This window comes from Micromonospora sp. KC723 (assembly GCF_004348595.1).
Taxonomy (GTDB): Bacteria; Actinomycetota; Actinomycetes; order Mycobacteriales; family Micromonosporaceae; genus Micromonospora.
Genome location: NZ_SMKD01000045.1, coordinates 22,846 through 39,461, shown reverse-complemented (window position 1 = coordinate 39,461; position 16,616 = coordinate 22,846). Strand labels below are relative to the sequence as shown.

The following is a 16,616-nucleotide window of genomic DNA, read 5'->3' as shown; positions in this document are numbered from 1 at the left end:
GGTGAGGGCGAGCCCCGACCAGTGGCCGGGGTGGCGCAGCGCCGCCGGCAGTCGGGTGGTCCGGTCGCCGCGGGCGGCGTCGAGTTGGGATTGGTGCAGGAAGAGCGTGTCGCGCAGGTCGGCCCCGCGCAGGTCGGCCCCGCGCAGGTCCGCGCCGGTGACGTCGGCGGCGCGCAGCCTCACGCCGCGCAGGTCGGCCCCGACCAGGCAGGCGCCTCGCAGGTTCGCCCCGGTCAGATCGGCCTGTCGCAGGTCCGCGCCGAGCAGCATGGCGCCCCGGTGGTCGGGGCCGCCGTGGCCGTGGCGGGCCTGCTCGCTGGCCCGGGACAGCAGCGGGTTCACCCGTGTCCGGTGGGCGTCGACGTCGACCGCCCGCAGTTCGTCGGGGTTGCCGGCGGCCAGCTGTCGGGTCTGCGCGGCGGCGTCGGACAGGTCGTCGCGTAGTGGCCCGGCCGGGGCGAGCGTCACCGCTTCGGTGAGGTACCAGAGCAGTTCGTGCAGCGGGCGCGCGACCGTGAACGCGGCGAACATCGCCGCGGCGGTGGCCGGGTCGTCGCGCCAGGTGCGCCCGCCGAAGGTGTCCTGGGTGACCCGCTGGCCGGCGCCGAAGCAGTCGAAGACGGTGCAGCCGGGGAAGCCGCGTTCACGCAGCCGGTCGTGGATGCCGCAACGGGAGTCCGGGCGCAGGTTCGGGCAGGGCTGGCCGGCGGGTTTGTCCAGGGCGAAGTCGGTGGACGCGGCGAAGGCGGGGGCGACGCAGCACAGGCCGACGCAACGGGCGCAGTCGGCGCGCAGCTCGTCCGGGCGCGGCGGTTCGGACACGGCGGGCTCTCCCCGGCTCGTCGGTGTTTCGGCCCGTCCGTCCCGGGCCCGGGCCCATTGTGCCCCGGGCTGGGGAGCGGGCGCGGCGCCCGCTCCCCAGGGGCGGGCGCCGCGCTGCTCGGTCAGAAGTCGAACAGCGCTCGGGTGCCGCGCAGCAGCAGGCACCGGTTGCTGTACGTCTTCGACCAGGCCACCGGGCGGTCCTGCCAGAACCCCCAGGCGTGGGCCGTGACGGGGGCGTACTCGAAGGTGCAGGGGCCCTCGTCGAATGCGAGGGCGGACAGGTCGCCGTTCACGTGGGCCACGGCGTGGCAGGCGTCCGCCGCGTCGGGGTGGGTGCCGCCGGCGGGTTCGCAGACCAGCACGGCCGAGCGGTGGTCGCCGGGCTGTTCGGTCGAGAGCAGCAGCACCGACGGGGTCTGCGGGCCGGAGCGGGGCGCGGCCTGCGCGGTCGCGGGCAGCAGGGCCGCGGCGAGGCCGGTGATGGTGAGCGCGGCGGCGGTGGCGCGTCGGGTGAACGGCATGGTGTGTCCTTCCGTAGCGGGGCCCCGGATGGGGGCCGGGTGGGCGGCCGGGCCGTCGTGTGGCCGGGCCGCCGCAAACCCTAGGAGGACGGTGTGAACACGAAGCGTCACCTGTTGTTACAGTGGCTGGTGCCGGGATTCGTTGGGTGTGACAGCCTGCGCGATCGACGCGACGGCCGCCGCGCGTCCTGTCGCAAAGGTCGTCAGGTCGACCCATGCGTTGCGTCAGTGTTACGCGCAGCTCATGCCTGTGCCAGCAGGTGTCACACCGATCGCCAGTCGTCCGACGGCAGGTGCGAGCCCGCCTGCGGACCCATCAGCAGCATCCCGCCGTCCACCGGCCAGGACGCCCCGGTGACGTACGCGGCGGCGGGGGAGGCGAGCAGCGCCACCACCGCGGCCACCTCCCGCGCGTCGCCCGGCCGCCCCACCGGCACCCCCGGCCGTTGCTGGGTGAACGGGTCGACGTCCTCCTGGCCGGTCATCGGCGTGCTGATCTCTCCCGGCGCGACCGCGTTGACGGTGATCCCGTCGGCGGCCAACTCCTGCGCCATCACCCGGGTGAGCAGCCCCAGCCCGCCCTTCGCCGCGCAGTACGCGGCCGAGCCGACCCGTGGCGCGTGCTCGTGCACGCTGGTGATGTTGATGATCCGCCCGCCCCGCCCGGCGGCCCGCATCCGTTGGGCGGCCCGCTGCCCACACAGGAACGGCCCGTCCAGGTCCACCGCGAGCACCTCCCGCCACTGCTCCCAGCCGGTGTCGACGAACGGGGCGGACGCCCCCGTGCCCGCGTTGTTGACCAGCACCCCGATCCCGCCCAGCCGGTCGGCCAGCTCGTCGACGACGGCGGCGGCCTCCGGCAGCCGGGTCAGGTCCAGCTCGGCGACCTCGCACCGGCGGCCGGCGGCGCGTACCTCCTCGGCGGTGCGTCGCGCCCCGTCGCGGTCGCGGTGCCAGGTGACGCCGATGTCGAAGCCCGCCTCGGCGAGCGCGACCGCGCAGGCCTTGCCGATACCGGAGTCGGCGCCGGTGACGACGGCGATTCTCGGGTAGTTCTCGTGTCGCTCAGGCATGTTTGCGCACTACCCTGGCGCGGTCCTCCCAATCGGGGCAGGTGTGATGGCGGGTGCGGCGGGTAGGCGCGGGGGCATGGAACTGGTCGAGGAGGCGCCCTACCGGTTCCGCATCGACCGGCACGACCCGATGCGGGTACCCGGCACCGTGTTCGCGTCCCGGTCCCTGCTGCCCGACGCGGTGGGGGACCGGTCGCTGGAGCAGGTGGCGAACGTCGCCACGCTACCCGGCATCGTCGGCGCCTCGTACGCCATGCCCGACGTGCACTGGGGGTACGGCTTCCCGATCGGCGGGGTGGCGGCCACCGACCCGGCCGACGGCGGGGTGGTGTCGCCGGGCGGCGTCGGTTTCGACATCTCCTGCGGGGTACGGCTGCTCGCCGCGGACCTCGACCGGGCCGAGCTGGGCGGCGCACTGGAGTCGGTGATGGACGGGCTGAGCGCCGGCACGCCCCGGGGGATGGGCCGGGGCGCGGTGTGGCAGCTCGCCAACCCGGCCGAGCTCGACGCGGTGCTGCGCGGCGGGTCCCGGTACGCCGTCGACCGGGGCCACGGCACCGCCCGCGACCTGGCGCGCTGCGAGGACGGCGGCGCCGTCGCCGACGCCGACCCGGCCCAGGTGAGCGAACGGGCCGTGCAGCGCGGCCAGCAGCAGGTGGGCAGCCTCGGCTCCGGCAACCACTTCCTGGAGGTGCAGGCCGTCGACGAGGTCTACGATCCGGCGGTGGCGGAGGCCTTCGGGCTGCGGCCGGGCCAGATCTGCGTCATGATCCACTCGGGTTCGCGGGGACTGGGCCACCAGATCTGCACCGACCACGTGCGAACCATGGAGAAGGCCATGCCCCGCTACGGCATCGAGGTGCCCGACCGGCAACTGGCCTGTGCGCCGGTGTCGTCACCGCAGGGCCGCGCCTACCTCGGCGCGATGGCCGCCGCGGCCAACTACGCCCGGGCCAACCGGCAGCTGCTGGCCGAGTCCGCCCGCCGGGTCTTCGCCGACCGCACCGGCCGGGCGCTGGACCTGGTCTACGACGTCTCGCACAACCTCGCCAAGATCGAAGAACACGTGGTGGACGGCGCGCCGCGCCGGCTCTGCGTCCACCGTAAGGGCGCCACCCGTGCCCTGCCGCCGGGGCATCCCGAACTCCCCGACGACCTGCGCCCCGCCGGCCAGCCGGTGCTCATCCCCGGCTCGATGGGCACCCCCTCGTACGTCCTGGTCGGGGTGCCCGGCGCGCCGGCCTTCGCCTCCACCTGCCACGGCGCCGGCCGCGTCCGCAGCCGCCGGCAGGCGACCCGGGCCGTGCGCGGCCACGACCCGCGCCGCGAGATCGAGGCCCGGGACATCGCGGTGCGGGGCGCGTCATGGCGGGGCCTGGCCGAGGAGATGCCGGAGGCGTACAAGGACATCGCGGCGGTGATCGAGGCGACCGAGGGCGCCGGGCTGTGCCGGCGGGTGGCCCGGCTGGTCCCGGTCGGCGTGGTCAAGGGCTGAACCGGCGCACCGCCGGCGCTCACACGTCGACGGTCACCGCGCAACGCCATCCCGTCGCGTCCCGGTCGAAGCGCAACGCGTGCAGGCTGACCGCCTTCGGCACCGCCCCCACCAGCTCCACCGCGCCGGCGTCCACCGTGCGCCACCGCACCCGCAGCCCACCGTCGGCGGGCCGCGCGTCGGTCGCCACCGGCAGCGTGCCCTCGGTTTCCAGGCGGAAGATGACCTCGTCGAGGAGACCGACCAGAAGCTCGCTGTCGTCGCCGGCCGGCAGCTCGACGGTCGTCTCGCCGTCCGCGGCCACCCCGTCGGCGTCGGCGAAGGTCGCCACCAGCGCGGCGACCGCCTCGGCCAGGCAGCCCTCCCGGTCCGGCGCCCAGGCCTCGATCCGCACGTCGGCGGTGTGCGCGACGGCGCGATGCCCTCGGTCCATGCTCCGATCATGCCGCCCCGACCCGGCGTCCTCGTGCCGAACTGCCGCACCGGCAGGTGCCTCGTCGACGGCGCGGGCGCCTCAACCCGGCATGTCGAGGGCGGGTGCGTCGGCGGTCAGCACGCCGCCCCGCGCGTCGACCTTCCACCGCTCGGCCAACTCGCCGGTCAGGGTGTCCAGCAGCGCCGGCACGTCGTCGCCGGCCCTCTCGTGCAGCGCCTCGACGACCACCAGCACGCGCTGTGTGTCGTGCCGTACCGCCGACCACCCGCTCTGCCGGTGCGTCCAGCGCCGCGAGTGGGCCCGACCGGAGCCGTCGGCGAAGATCACCTCGCCGGGCTCCGGGTGCTCCACGCCGCCGGCCAACGTCACGTACTCCTCGGCGCCGGTGGCGGGCCGCACCTCCAGGTCGCCGTCGATCCGGTCCCGGTCGAGCACCGCGACGGGGATCGCGTACGCGACCGAGACGGCGTTGCAGAGGTCGACGAGGGGATGCAGTCGGGGCAGGTCCCCGTCGCGGCGCAGGCGGCGCAGCAGCGACTCGGCCGCGCACCGGTACCGCGTCGGCGGCAGCCCGATCGTGGCGAACGCCCGCCGCCAGGCCCGGATCTCGTCCAGTCCGCTCTCGGGGCCGGCCGCCAGCCGGTCGCGGGCCGTGGCGACGAGGCGCGCCACCGGCTCCGCCACATCGGTGTCCGGAGTCAGCCCGTCGGCGCACAGCGCGGCGGCCACCAGGGTCGGGTGTGCCGACCGGACGGCTGCGGAATGCTGGAAACGCATGGTGGTGGTCCTATCTCTCGGCGAACAGCAGGGAGAGCCCGAGCACGACGAACGACCCGGCGAACGCCTGGCGGATCCGCCAGGTCAGCCGGGCCCGGGCCAGCACCCGTTCCCGCAGCGCGCCGGCGAGGATGCCGTACCCGGCGAACACCACGAGCGTGACGAGCATGAACACCGCACCGTGCAGCAGCAGCTGCCGGGTGCTGTCCGGCGCGTCGGCGGAAACGAACTGCGGCAGGAACGCCAGCAGGAACAGCACCGGCTTCGGGTTGAGCAGGTTGACCAGCACCGCCGAGGTGATCACCCGGTAGGCCGGGCGGGCGACCGGATCGTCGGCGAGTCCGGAGCGGTCCCGCGCGGTGACCCAGGCCAGGTACAGCAGGTACCCCACGCCCACGTACCGCACCACGTCGAACGCGGTCGGGCTGGCGTGCAGCAGCGCCGCCAGGCCGGTGCCCACGGCCACCAGGTGGGGCACCAACGCCAGCGTGCAGCCGACGGCGGCCACCAGCCCGGCGCGCTGTCCTTGTGACAGCGCGGCGGAGAGGGTGTAGACGACCCCGGTGCCCGGGGTGGCGGCCACCACCAGTGTGGCCAGGAGGAACGACATGCTCACGAACTTCACCCTGATGCCACAATGGTCCAGTGCCCAGAGCCAAAAACAGCCTGGTGGAGAGGTCCATAACGGCCGGGTCGGACTTCCTCCAACTCGACGTCGGCACCGCCCCACCCGGCGGCCGGGCAACCTGGCTGGCCGACCGGCTGCGCGCCGCGATCGCCGACGGGCGCATCCCGCTCGGCGGTCGGCTGCCGGCCAGCCGGGTGCTCGCCGACGAACTCGGCGTCTCCCGGGGCGTGGTCACCGAGGCGTACCAGCGGCTGGCCGAGGAGGGGCAGGTGGTCGGCCGGGGCCGCGCCGGGACCGTCGTCGTCGCGACCCCGGCTGTCGCGCCGTCGGCGCCGGTCATGCCCGCCCCGCCGCCGGAAGCGGTGTTCGTGTCCGACCCCGGAACCGAGATCTTCGAGAAGCTACGTGCCACCCCCGCCCGGATCGACCTGTCACCGGGCGTACCCGACCTGGCGGCCTTTCCCCGCGCGGCCTGGCTGCGGGCCGAACGCACCGTGCTGCGCCACCTCGACGCCGCCGCCCTCGGCTACGGCGACCCGCAGGGCGCTCCCGCCCTGCGGGTCGCGGTGTCGAGGTGGCTCGCCCGCACCCGCGGCATCCGCGCCGACCCGGACGAGGTGCTGGTCGTCACCGGCGTCTCCCAGGCGCTCGGCCTGCTCGCCCAGGTGCTGCGCGACGACGGCGTGCACACCGTCGCGGTCGAGGACCCGGGGTCGCTCGGCGTCCGCCAGCACCTGCGAAACTGGCGGGTGGACACCCCACCGGTGATTGTCGACGACCACGGGCTGCGGGTGGACGAACTGGTCGCCGCCGGGCACCGCGCCGTGCTGCTCACCCCGGCGCACCAGTTCCCCACCGGTGTGGTGCTGCACGGCGACCGGCGCCGGCGGCTGCTCGACTGGGCCCGCGACGGCGGCCTGGTCCTCGAGGACGACTACGACGCCGAACACCGCTACGACCGGCCGCCCGTGCCCGCCCTGCGCGCCAGCCTGCCGGATCGGGTCTGCTACACCGGCAGCGTCTCGAAGCTGCTCGCCCCGGCCCTGCGGGTCGGGTGGGTGCTCGCGCCGCCACGGTACCGGGACGCGCTGGTGGCCGCGAAGCGGATGGCAGACCTGGGCAACGCCGTCCTGCCGCAGCTGGTCCTGGCCGAGCTGATGACCTCCGGTGACCTGGACCGGCACCTGCGTCTGCTGCGCCGCAGGCACGTACGTCGCCGGGACGCGATGATCCGGGCGATCGGCCGGCACCTGCCGGGAGCCACCGTGCACGGCGCGGCGGCCGGGCTGCACCTGACGGTGACCATCCCGGGAATCGGCTGCGACGTCGCGCTGGCCACCGAGGCGCTGCGCCGGGGCGTGAAGACCCAGCCGCTGTCCTGGCACGCCCAACGCCCGTACCCGGCCGGACTGGTGCTCGGCTACGCCGCCACCACCGCCGGGGAGATCGAGGAGGGCATCGCCACCGTCGCAGCGGCACGCCGTCCGGCCCCGGTGGGTGGCGGCCACCGTTGACGGCCGCCGACGACGGTGGATAGTGTCGGCCACTGCCTGTCCCCGGGGAGCCCACATGGCCTGCGACCACGTCGACGTGCTCATCGTCGGAGCCGGCCTGTCCGGTGTCGGCGCGGCCTGCCACCTGCGCCGCGACTGTCCCGACAAGACGTACGCGGTGCTGGAGGCGCGTGGCGCGATCGGCGGCACCTGGGACCTGTTCCGCTACCCCGGCGTCCGCTCCGACTCGGACATGTTCACCCTCGGCTACTCGTTCAAGCCGTGGACCGACCCGAAGGCGATCGCCGACGGAGACTCCATCCGCGACTATGTCCGCGACACGGCCCGCGAGTACGGCGTCGGGGAGCACATCCGCTTCCACCACCGGGTCGTGCGCGCCGAGTGGGACAGCGTCGCCGCCCGCTGGACCGTTTACGCGCACCGCGCCGACACCGGCGAGGACGTCGCCCTCACCTGCTCCTTCCTGTTCACCTGCGCCGGCTACTACCGCTACGACGCCGGCTACACCCCCGAGTTGCCCGGCATCGACCGGTTCACCGGCAAGCTGGTCCACCCCCAACACTGGCCGGCGGAGCTCGACCACACCGGCAGACGGGTCGTGGTGATCGGCAGCGGCGCCACCGCGGTGACCCTGGTGCCGGCGATGGCACGGCGGGCCGCGCACGTCACCATGCTCCAGCGCTCACCGACGTACGTCCTCTCGCTCCCGTCGCGCGACGTGGTGGCCGACGCGCTGCGCCGCTGGCTGCCGCCCACGGCCGCCCACCCGTTGGTCCGGTGGAAGAACGTGCTGCTCGGTACGGTGAACTTCCAGCTCAGCCGGCGCGCCCCGGGACTGGTGCGCAGGCTGCTGCGCCGGGCCGCGAAGGGCCGGCTCCCCGCCGGGTACGACGTGGACCGGCACTTCTCGCCCCGCTACGACCCCTGGGACCAGCGGCTCTGTGTGGCGCCCGACGGGGACCTGTTCGAGGCGGTGCGGGCCGGCCGGGCATCGGTGGTCACCGACACCATCGACACCTTCACCGAGCACGGCGTCCGGCTCGCCTCCGGCGAGGAACTGCCCGCCGACGTCGTCGTCACCGCCACCGGGCTCAACCTGCTCGCGCTCGGCGGGATGGGCGTCGCCGTGGACGGCGTCGACGTCGACCTGGCCGACACCGTCGCGTACAAGGGCATGATGCTTTCCGGCGTGCCGAACTTCGCCCTGACGATCGGCTACACCAACGCCTCCTGGACGCTGAAGGCCGACCTGGTCGCCACCTACGTCTGCCGGCTGCTGCGCCACCTGGACGCCACCGGCGACCAGATCGTCACCCCGGTCCCCCCGCCCGACGGGGCACTGGCGCCCCTGATCGACCTGACGTCGGGCTACGTGCTGCGCAGCCTGGACACCCTGCCCAGGCAGGGTTCGCGCGCCCCCTGGCGGCTGCACCAGAACTACCCCCGCGACGTCCTGCTGATGCGCCACGGTCGGCTCGTCGACGAGGGGGTCCGCTTCTCCCGCGCCACCGCACCCACGCCGGCCACCGGCACCCGCACCACCCCGGCCGTCTGAGCGCGACCCGGCTGTCCGGCGCACCACACCACCGCCCCGCACCATCCGCGCAGCAAGGAGGCCGTGTGCGACCACTCGTCTTCGCCGCCGGGACCGCCGTGGTCACCGGCGCCGCCAACGGGATCGGGGAGGCCCTCGCCCACGGCCTCGCCCGCCGGGGAAGCCACCTCGTCCTGCTCGACCGGGACGCCGAGCGGCTCGCCGCCGTGGCGGCGGCGGTCCGCGCCGCCCACCCGGAACAGCAGGTCCACACCCACGTGGTGGACCTGGCCGACCCCGCCGCGACCGACCGGGTGGCCGAGCGGATCCGGGCCACCCACCCCCGGGTACGACTGCTGGTCAACAACGCCGGGGTCGCCCTCGGCGGACGCTTCGACCAGGTCACCCTCGACGAGTTCGACTGGGTGCTCGACATCAACTTCCGGGCCGTGGTGCGGCTGACCCACGGGCTGCTGCCGGCGCTCAAGGCCGAGCCCGGCGCGCACCTGGTCAACGTCTCCAGCCTCTTCGGGCTGATCGCCCCCGCCGGGCAGGCCGCCTACTCGGCCAGCAAGTTCGCCGTCCGCGGCTTCACCGAGGCGCTGCGCCACGAACTGGTCGACGACGGCGTCGGGGTGACCTCGGTGCATCCCGGCGGGATCGCCACCGCCATCGCCCGCAACGCCCGGGTGGGCAGTGGCGTCGTCCGCGAGGAGTACGAGCTCGGCCTGCGCCAGTTCGAGAAGCTGCTGTCCATCCCACCGGCCGCCGCCGCCGAGGTGATCCTGCGCGGCGTCGCACGACGCCGCGGCCGGGTGCTGGTCGGCTGGTCGGCGAAGCTGCTCGACCTGCTGGCCCGCGTCGTGCCCGCCGGCTACGGGCGGGTGCTCGCGGCGGTGCCGAAACCGGCCGGTGGTCGGGCTCGGCGACTCTCCCACCCGGCCGGCCCGCCGGAGGTCACCACGGGGGAGCGGGCGTGAGCGCCACGGACGGGCCGCCTGCCCGGCATGTGACCGTCGACGGCCGGCGGGTCCGGCACCGCGTCGACGGCGACGGGCCCCCGGTGGTGTTGCTGCACGGCCTCGGGCGTTGCCTGCGCGACTTCACCGAACAGCACGAGCTGCTGGCCCGCCGGTTCCGGGTGCACAGCGTCGACCTGCCCGGGTACGGCGGTTCGCTGCCGATGGCCGAGCCGTCGACCCTGCCCGCGCTGGGCAGGTTCGTCGGGCGCTACCTCGACGCGGTGGGGGTGGACCGGCCCGCCCACCTCGTCGGGAACTCCCTCGGCGGGGCGGTCGCCATGCGGCTGGCCGTGACCGAGCCGGCCCGGGTGGCCAGCCTCACGCTGGTCAACAGCGCGGGCTTCGGGCCGGAGGTGACCCTGGCGCTGCGGCTGCTGGCGGTGCGTCCACTGGGCCGGCTGCTGTTGCGTCCGAGTCGCCGCCTGGTCCACCGGGCGGAACGGATGCTCTTCCACGATGCGGCGTTCGCCACGCAGCGACGGGTCGAGTACGCGTTGGAGCTGGCCCGCCAGCCGTACACGGCGCGGGTCACCCTGGAGATCTGCCGCCACCTCGGCACCTTCCGCGGCGTCCGGCAGCAGTGGCGCGACGAGCTGCTGGCCCAGGTGGCCGAGCTCGACGTCCCCACCCTGATCGTGTGGGGCGACCGGGATCTCATCCTCCCGGCGGCGCACCTCGAGGCGGCGCGCGCCCGGCTGCCGAAGGCCCACACGCACCTGTTCACCGGCTGCGGGCACCTGCCGCAGATCGAGCGGGCCGAGCAGTTCCACCAACTGCTGGTCGACTTCTGGGCCGGTGAGCAGGCCGGCGGCGACCCGGCGGCGACGGCGGTCGCGGCGGACTGACGAGGTGCGAAGAGGCTCTCACCGGGAATGTCGGCATGGTGCCCGGCGACGAGGTGACCCTCTTTCTCAGCGGCGACGTGATGACCGGCCGGGGCGTGGACCAGATCCTGCCCCGGCCCGGCTCGCCGCGGCTACGCGAGCAGGTGGTCACCGACGCGCGCCGGTACGTGGAGCTGGCCGAGGCGGTGTCGGGGCCGATCTCCCGCCCGGTGCCGCCGGGGTGGCCGTGGGGGGACGCGCTGCGCCTGCTCGACGGGCTGGGGCCAGACGTGCGGATCATCAACCTGGAGACCGCGGTGACCGGTCGGGGCGAGTTCGCCCCCGGCAAGGCGATCCACTACCGGATGCACCCGGACAACCTGGCCTGCCTGACCGCCGCCCGTGTCGACGTCTGTGCGCTGGCCAACAACCACGTCCTGGACTTCGGCCCGGGCGGGCTGGCCGACACCCTCGACGCGTTGACCCGGGCCGGAATCACGCCCGCGGGCGCCGGCCGCGACGAGGTCGAGGCGTGGCGCCCGGCCCGGATCGACCTGGGCGGGGGCCGCCGGCTGCTGTTCTGGTCCGTCGGCACCCCGTCCAGCGGCGTCCCGCCGCACTGGGCGGCCACCGCCCGGCGGGCCGGTGTGGCGTACCTGCCGGAGGCGAGCGAGGAGTGCGCCGCCGCCCTCACCGCGCGCATCGACCGCGAGGCACGGCCGGCCGACCTGGTGGTGGTCTCCGTGCACTGGGGCTCGAACTGGGGGTACGACGTGCCGGCCGAGCAGGTGCGGTTCGCGCACCGGCTGGTGGAGGCCGGGGTACGCCTGGTGCACGGTCACTCGTCGCACCACCCGCGCCTTATCGAGGCGTACCGGGACGGTCTGATCCTCTACGGTGCCGGTGACCTGGTCGACGACTACGAGGGGATCGGTGGGCGGGAGTCGTACCGGCCGTGGCTGCGGCTGCTGCACCTGCCCACGTTCGACCGGGGCGGGTTGGTGCGGCTGCGGCTGGTACCGGTCCGGATCCGTCGGATGCGCCTGGAACCGGCGACTCCCGCCGAGGCGCGCTGGCTGGCGGACCTGCTCGATCGTCTCGGCGGGCCGTCGCGTACCGGCTTCCGGCTGGACGAGGACGGCCTGATCACCCTGCGCCGGCCCTGACGCCGCCCCGGCCCGGTGCCGCGGCCTCGGCGCTGGCGGTCGCGCACCTTCCCGCCGCGCGGTCAGGCCGGCCGGGCCTCGCGGCGCATGTGCAGCCGTACCGTGGTGCCGGCCGCGGTACTGTGCACCAGCACCAGGTCGCACAGCGCGTGCACGATGGCCAGGCCGCGCCCGCCGACGCCGTCGTGCCGGGGCGTCAACCGGCCGGCGAGCGGATCCTCCAACCAACCGTCGTCCCGGACCTCGCACACCAGATGTTCATCCGTCCGCCACACGTGCAGCATCCCGCCGCCGCTGGCGTGCGCCACGCTGTTGGTGGCCAGTTCGGTCACCGCGATCTGCAGGTCGGCGATCCGGTCCGGGTGCAGCGCGGCGTCCCGCGCGTACGCGGTGACGAACCGGCGTACCTCGGGGAGAGTGCCGAGGTCGTAACGGAGCAGCGCCACCGGTTCGTCGGGCGCGGCCAGTGGCTTGTTGTGTCCGGCGACGACCTGCGTCGGGGCGAAGTGCGGGCTGGGTCGCCGCCCGGCGGCGTCGACCAGCACCGGGTGGGTGCGGTGGGCGTCGGCGAGCACCCCGGTGGGCAGGCGCGTGGCGTCGTACGGGCAGAGGATGTGCAGATCACGGTCGGCGAACGCCAAGTTGATCAATGCCTCGTGTTGGGCGCAGGCCGGTTGCTCCGCCTCGGTGCGTCCCGGCCACACCGGTTCGCCGATGATGCGGACCCGCCGGCCGGGATGCCTGTCGAGGAACGCCTGGAGCACCCACGGGATGATCCGTCCCGGGTTGCGGCCCGCCTGCGTCATGTCGGCGTACCGGACCCGGTCGTCGGCCCCCACCCCGGCCCGGATCATCCCCAGCCGGTCGGCCGGCGTGGCCACCAGCACCGGCTCGTCGTGCGCCAGCCCCTCGAGGACGAACGGCACCGTCCCGGCCAGCAACTCCTCACGATCGCGGTAGAACAGCCCCTCGTGGATGAAGCCACCCGCGTGTGGTCCCGGCGTCACGCCACGCCTCCCGCGCGGGCGGTACCGTCCACCAGGTCGAGCAGGCGACTCAGCGCCGGACGGCAACCGACCAGGCGGACGGCGGAGGGCGCGTTGCGGCGGGCCCGGGCCAGCGCGGTCGCCGCACCCACATCGGCGAAGCTCAGCTCCGAGACATCCAGCACGGTCGTCCGTTCGTTGGTCGCTTCCCCGGTGACATGGTCGAGCATGGCGGTGAACGCCCCCCGGTTGCTCCGGTCGATCTCCCCGATCAGGCGCAGCCCGTGCGGGTCGCGGGTCCGGTACGCCCGCAGCAGCGGTGTCCAGGCGCGACCGGTTCGGGGGCCGACGGTGGCGGGATGCGCGGTGGTGACGGGGACGAGGTACTCGCTGGGGAAGAGCCGCCGGTCGTACAGACACATGCCGGCCGTGTGACCGTCGATGAACAGCCGGTTCACCTCGGCCTCGTACCGGCACAGGTCGGCCGGCGAGGCCCGGTGGCGCAGCGCCCAGCCCATGTCACCGACCATGCGCAGGCCCGGGTACCCCTCGCGACGCGACCGGTCTGCTTCGGCGGCGAGAGTGTCGATCATCGCCTCGGGGGTGAACCGGCCGCTTCCGGCGTACGCCTCCTCGGCGGCGACGATGCGTAGCTGCCCACCGGCCAGCGCCGCCCGGGTGGGTACGCCCCGGCTGTCGAGGTGGTCGCGAGCGGCCGACGGCGCGATCGCGTCGGTGAACCAGAGGGCCTTGTGACCGAGTCGCAGGCCGGCGGCGACGAACCGGCCGGCGGCGTCCAGGCCGTCGCTGTCGTCCTCGTGCGCCCAGCAGATGTGGTCTCCCAGGTGAACCTGGTCGACCACCGCACTCGTCGTCACCGTCATCGCCTTCCGGTCGGCGCGCCTCACTGTAGCCCCTCGTCAGGGGCCGTTCCAACGCCCCGGTGTGCGCCGGTGTCCGGTTTCGACCGGTGTCCGGCCAGCCGGTCGGGGAGTCGACAGCCTGTCCGGACCGGGCGGTGACGTGTGCCGCCGCCGCGCGGGGTTATCCGGCATTCCCGGAATGACGGATACCGGAAGCTGGTTGTGTCCCCTGTACCGCTGGCAGGTAAACCCCCCGGCGGTGCCGGCAGTTCCCCCGCAGGGGCGCTCGATCCGGAGCGCGTCGACACGATCGAAGGGGCAACCATCGTGAAGCAGAACTTCACTCGATGGCTCCCGGCCATCGCGAAGAACCGCAGGACCGCGCTGAGCGCCGCCGGCGTCGCCGCCCTGGCTGGTCTGGCGTTCGGCCCCGCCGCCGTGGCCGCCCCCGTCACGGGCGGTCCGCACGAGGGCGCCGTCGCCGCCATCGACCTGGCCACCGGCCAGCACCGGCAGGGTGCCACCGTCGAGTCCGCCCTGACCACCGGCGGCAGGACCACCGAGGTGTCGGCCGGCAAGCCGAGCCGGGACGAGCTCATCCCGCACGGTGTGGAGGGCGCCCAGTCCCGCATCCCGCTGGACGACGCCCAGCTCGCCAACGCCAGGGCCATCATCGCGGAGGCCAAGGAGACCGGCGTGGGCAAGCGCGGCGCGGTGATCGGCATCGCCACCTCGTTGCAGGAGTCCAAGCTCTACAACCTGGGCCACCTCGGCGCGTACAACGACCACGACTCGCAGGGCCTGTTCCAGCAGCGTCCGTCGTCGGGTTGGGGTACGCCCGACCAGGTGACCGACCCCAGGTACGCCTCCCGGGCGTTCTTCGAGGCGCTGAGGAACGTGCACGGTTGGCAGGAGCTGCCGCTGACCACGGCCGCGCAGACCGTGCAGGTCTCGGCGTTCCCGTACGCGTACGCGCAGTGGGAGCAGCAGGCCGCGGACATCGTCCAGCAGCTCTGGTGACCTTCCGAGCGACCGACCGGCCGGTCCCCCGTGTACACCGGGGGCCGGCCGGCGCGGCGTTCACCGGCGTTGGCGGGCGGCGCGGCGTTCACCGGCGTTGGCGGGCGGCGCGGCGGCCGAGGGCCACGTCGAGAAGGGCGGCGGCCAGGGCCAGCGCGATGATGCCCATCGCCAGCAGCAGCGAGTGCCGGAAGGCCGCCGACCAGTCCCCGGCGCTGGCCGCCAGCACCGAGAAGAACACCGCCCCGACCGCCGCGATGCCGGCGGCCGAGCCGAGCCGCTGGCCGGTCTGCAACATGCCGGCCGCGCTGCCGGCCTGCGGCACCGGCACCTCGGCCAGGGTGAGGGTCTGGTTCGGGGTGATGACCAGCCCGCTGCCCAACCCCGCCAGCAGCAGCGGCACCGCCGTGAGCAGTGGCACCGAGCCGGACGGGCCCCCGCGCAGCACGAGCACCACCGCCCCGAGGCCGAGCACCACGACCGCCAGTCCGGCGCCGACCAGCGGCCGTCCGAGCCGGCCGACGATCCGGCCGCCGAGTGCCGACGCCAGCGCCGACCCGAGGGCGAACGGCGTGATCGCCAGTCCGGCGACCAGCGCGCTGTGACCGAGACCGCGCTGCAGGTAGAGCGTGAAGATGAAGAAGAGCGCGGTGAAGCCCCCGAAGTAGACCAGCGCGATCAGTGCGCCGAGGGTGTACGAGCGCAGCCCGAACAGCCGCAGGTCGAACAGGGGAACCCGACCGCTCCGGGCGTAGCGGCGTTCCCACCGCGCGAAGCCGGCCAGTACGACGAGGCCCCCCGGGATCAGGGCCCACCTCCACGGACTGTGCCACTGTTCGCGCTGTACCAGTGGCAGCAGCAGGAGCAACACCCCGGCGCCGAGCAGCAGCATCCCGGTCAGGTCGAACAGGTGCCGGTCCGGTTGCCCGGCGGGTCGCGCCGGCAGCAGCCGCCAGCCGAGCACCACCCCGAGCATCCCCACCGGCACGTTGACGAAGAACACCCACCGCCAGCCGTGGTCCACGCCGCCGAGGGCGATGAGCAGCCCGCCCAGCAGTGGCCCGATCGCGGTGGAGACGCCGATGGTCGCGCCGAGCAGACCGAAGGCCCGACCCCGTTCCGCGTCCCGGAACAGTTGCTGGATCAGGCCTGTGACCTGGGGGGTGACCATCCCGGCGGCGGTTCCCTGGAGTAGCCGGGCGGCGACCAGCCAGCCGGGCGAGGGGGCCAGACCGGCCAGCGCGCTGGTGAGCGTGAAGAGGGCGACGCCCGCCACGAAGGCGGTGCGTCGCCCGTGGGCGTCGCCGAACCGGCCGGCGGGCACCAGGACCAGCCCGAACGTCAGCGCGTACCCGGACAGCACCCACTGCAGGTCACTGGGGCTGGCGTGCAACGCCTGCTGCAGGGACGGGACGGCGACGTTCACGATGCTGACGTCCAGCAGCGTCATGAACGCCGCGACCAGTGCGACGCCGAGGGCCTGCCACCGGCGTCGGTCACCGGGCGCGTCGACCGCCGACGGCGGGTCAGCCACGGCCGACCGCGACCCGGGCCCCGTGGGGCGGACGGCTCACGCCATCTGGCGGGCGCACCACCGGGGACCGAAGTCCAGCCCGGCCATCGGCGAGTCCTCCCGGTGCAGCAGGTTCTTCTCGGTGAGCAGGTGCAGGGGCTGGTGCACCTCCTCCGCCGCCATGCCCGCCTCCTCGGCGATCAGGTCCGGGTACGGCACCTGACCGCGCGCCTCCAGCGTCGCCACCGCGTCGTACACCCGTTCCTCGGCCTCCGACAGACGTACCTGCTGCATGGTGACCTCCTTGCCGTGACCCGCCCGTCGGACGGGCGGTCTGGGTACCGCGGCTTACCCACCGGGTGACCGACAATGCCCATCCGTTCGGGCGGTCGTGCCCCGCCGGCCGGGTTGTGGTGCCC

General features: G+C 74.5%; 17 protein-coding genes. 7 read left to right on the top strand and 10 right to left on the bottom strand.

The window, feature by feature from the left end; all coding sequences use genetic code 11:
* From E1165_RS13030 to E1165_RS13020, 3 genes are all read right to left on the bottom strand, one after another.
* A partial coding sequence (locus E1165_RS13030; protein WP_132391155.1) for a pentapeptide repeat-containing protein occupies positions 1-822 on the bottom strand: 822 nt, incomplete at its 3' end.
* Between the two features lie 122 nt (positions 823-944).
* Positions 945-1,346 (bottom strand): SSI family serine proteinase inhibitor, encoded by a 402-nt coding sequence (locus tag E1165_RS13025; protein ID WP_132391153.1) that lies wholly within the window; start codon positions 1,344-1,346, stop codon positions 945-947.
* A gap of 263 nt (positions 1,347-1,609) precedes the next feature.
* The gene (locus tag E1165_RS13020) at positions 1,610-2,419 is read right to left on the bottom strand and encodes an SDR family oxidoreductase (protein WP_132391151.1); all 810 of its coding nucleotides are present in this window, start codon (positions 2,417-2,419) and stop codon (positions 1,610-1,612) included.
* A 76-nt stretch (positions 2,420-2,495) separates the two neighbouring features.
* On the opposite strand from E1165_RS13020, the gene E1165_RS13015 reads away from it, so the two are divergent.
* Positions 2,496-3,914 (top strand): RtcB family protein, encoded by a 1,419-nt coding sequence (locus E1165_RS13015; protein ID WP_132391149.1) that lies wholly within the window; start codon positions 2,496-2,498, stop codon positions 3,912-3,914.
* A gap of 19 nt (positions 3,915-3,933) precedes the next feature.
* On the opposite strand, the gene E1165_RS13010 is transcribed toward E1165_RS13015, so the two are convergent.
* From E1165_RS13010 to E1165_RS13000, 3 genes are all read right to left on the bottom strand, one after another.
* Complete coding sequence (locus E1165_RS13010) at positions 3,934-4,347, bottom strand: archease (protein ID WP_132391147.1); 414 nt, start codon at positions 4,345-4,347, stop codon at positions 3,934-3,936.
* A gap of 81 nt (positions 4,348-4,428) precedes the next feature.
* A complete protein-coding gene (locus E1165_RS13005; protein ID WP_132391145.1) occupies positions 4,429-5,127 on the bottom strand; it encodes a B3/4 domain-containing protein in 699 nt (232 codons plus the stop codon).
* Positions 5,128-5,137: 10 nt separating this feature from the next.
* Positions 5,138-5,737: a LysE family translocator gene (locus E1165_RS13000; RefSeq protein ID WP_243704734.1), complete on the bottom strand. Its 600-nt coding sequence runs from the start codon at positions 5,735-5,737 to the stop codon at positions 5,138-5,140.
* 35 nt (positions 5,738-5,772) lie between these two features.
* On the opposite strand from E1165_RS13000, the gene E1165_RS12995 reads away from it, so the two are divergent.
* From E1165_RS12995 to E1165_RS12975, 5 genes are all read left to right on the top strand, one after another.
* A complete protein-coding gene (locus E1165_RS12995) occupies positions 5,773-7,269 on the top strand; it encodes a PLP-dependent aminotransferase family protein (RefSeq protein ID WP_207916869.1) in 1,497 nt (498 codons plus the stop codon).
* Between the two features lie 55 nt (positions 7,270-7,324).
* A complete protein-coding gene (locus E1165_RS12990) occupies positions 7,325-8,824 on the top strand; it encodes an NAD(P)/FAD-dependent oxidoreductase (RefSeq protein ID WP_132391141.1) in 1,500 nt (499 codons plus the stop codon).
* 65 nt (positions 8,825-8,889) lie between these two features.
* Entirely contained in the window at positions 8,890-9,783 is an 894-nt protein-coding gene (locus E1165_RS12985; protein WP_132391139.1) for an SDR family oxidoreductase, read from the top strand.
* Entirely contained in the window at positions 9,780-10,670 is an 891-nt protein-coding gene (locus E1165_RS12980) for an alpha/beta fold hydrolase (RefSeq protein WP_132391137.1), read from the top strand. Before E1165_RS12985 ends, E1165_RS12980 begins: the two co-directional genes overlap by 4 nt.
* A gap of 35 nt (positions 10,671-10,705) precedes the next feature.
* Entirely contained in the window at positions 10,706-11,815 is a 1,110-nt protein-coding gene (locus E1165_RS12975) for a CapA family protein (RefSeq protein WP_132391135.1), read from the top strand.
* Between the two features lie 62 nt (positions 11,816-11,877).
* Here the strand turns inward: E1165_RS12975 and E1165_RS12970 are convergent, their stop codons facing one another.
* Both E1165_RS12970 and E1165_RS12965 read right to left on the bottom strand, forming a co-directional pair.
* Entirely contained in the window at positions 11,878-12,822 is a 945-nt protein-coding gene (locus tag E1165_RS12970) for a sensor histidine kinase (protein WP_132391133.1), read from the bottom strand.
* Entirely contained in the window at positions 12,819-13,679 is an 861-nt protein-coding gene (locus E1165_RS12965) for an MEDS domain-containing protein (protein ID WP_165945206.1), read from the bottom strand. Before E1165_RS12965 ends, E1165_RS12970 begins: the two co-directional genes overlap by 4 nt.
* 312 nt (positions 13,680-13,991) lie before the next feature.
* On the opposite strand from E1165_RS12965, the gene E1165_RS12960 reads away from it, so the two are divergent.
* Positions 13,992-14,684 carry a hypothetical protein gene (locus E1165_RS12960; protein ID WP_132391129.1) on the top strand — a complete coding sequence of 231 codons (693 nt, stop codon included), beginning with the start codon at positions 13,992-13,994 and terminating at the stop codon, positions 14,682-14,684.
* Positions 14,685-14,772: 88 nt separating this feature from the next.
* Here the strand turns inward: E1165_RS12960 and E1165_RS12955 are convergent, their stop codons facing one another.
* Together E1165_RS12955 and E1165_RS12950 are read right to left on the bottom strand one after the other, a co-directional pair.
* The gene (locus E1165_RS12955; protein WP_243704733.1) at positions 14,773-16,218 is read right to left on the bottom strand and encodes an MFS transporter; all 1,446 of its coding nucleotides are present in this window, start codon (positions 16,216-16,218) and stop codon (positions 14,773-14,775) included.
* A 36-nt stretch (positions 16,219-16,254) separates the two neighbouring features.
* On the bottom strand, positions 16,255-16,491 hold the full coding sequence (locus tag E1165_RS12950; RefSeq protein WP_132391127.1) for a hypothetical protein: 237 nt from the start codon (positions 16,489-16,491) through the stop codon (positions 16,255-16,257).
* Positions 16,492-16,616 lie beyond the last annotated feature (125 nt).

Excerpts from the sequence above, each read along its gene's own strand:
- E1165_RS12950 (WP_132391127.1), bottom strand. The coding sequence starts at position 16,491 with ATGCAGCAGGTACGTCTGTCGGAGGCCGAGGAACGGGTGTACGACGCG.
- E1165_RS13020 (WP_132391151.1), bottom strand. The coding sequence starts at position 2,419 with ATGCCTGAGCGACACGAGAACTACCCGAGAATCGCCGTCGTCACCGGC.
- E1165_RS13000 (WP_243704734.1), bottom strand. The coding sequence starts at position 5,737 with ATGTCGTTCCTCCTGGCCACACTGGTGGTGGCCGCCACCCCGGGCACC.
- E1165_RS12990 (WP_132391141.1), top strand. The coding sequence starts at position 7,325 with ATGGCCTGCGACCACGTCGACGTGCTCATCGTCGGAGCCGGCCTGTCC.
- E1165_RS12975 (WP_132391135.1), top strand. The coding sequence starts at position 10,706 with ATGGTGCCCGGCGACGAGGTGACCCTCTTTCTCAGCGGCGACGTGATG.
- E1165_RS13010 (WP_132391147.1), bottom strand. The coding sequence starts at position 4,347 with ATGGACCGAGGGCATCGCGCCGTCGCGCACACCGCCGACGTGCGGATC.
- E1165_RS13025 (WP_132391153.1), bottom strand. The coding sequence starts at position 1,346 with ATGCCGTTCACCCGACGCGCCACCGCCGCCGCGCTCACCATCACCGGC.
- E1165_RS13005 (WP_132391145.1), bottom strand. The coding sequence starts at position 5,127 with ATGCGTTTCCAGCATTCCGCAGCCGTCCGGTCGGCACACCCGACCCTG.
- E1165_RS13015 (WP_132391149.1), top strand. The coding sequence starts at position 2,496 with ATGGAACTGGTCGAGGAGGCGCCCTACCGGTTCCGCATCGACCGGCAC.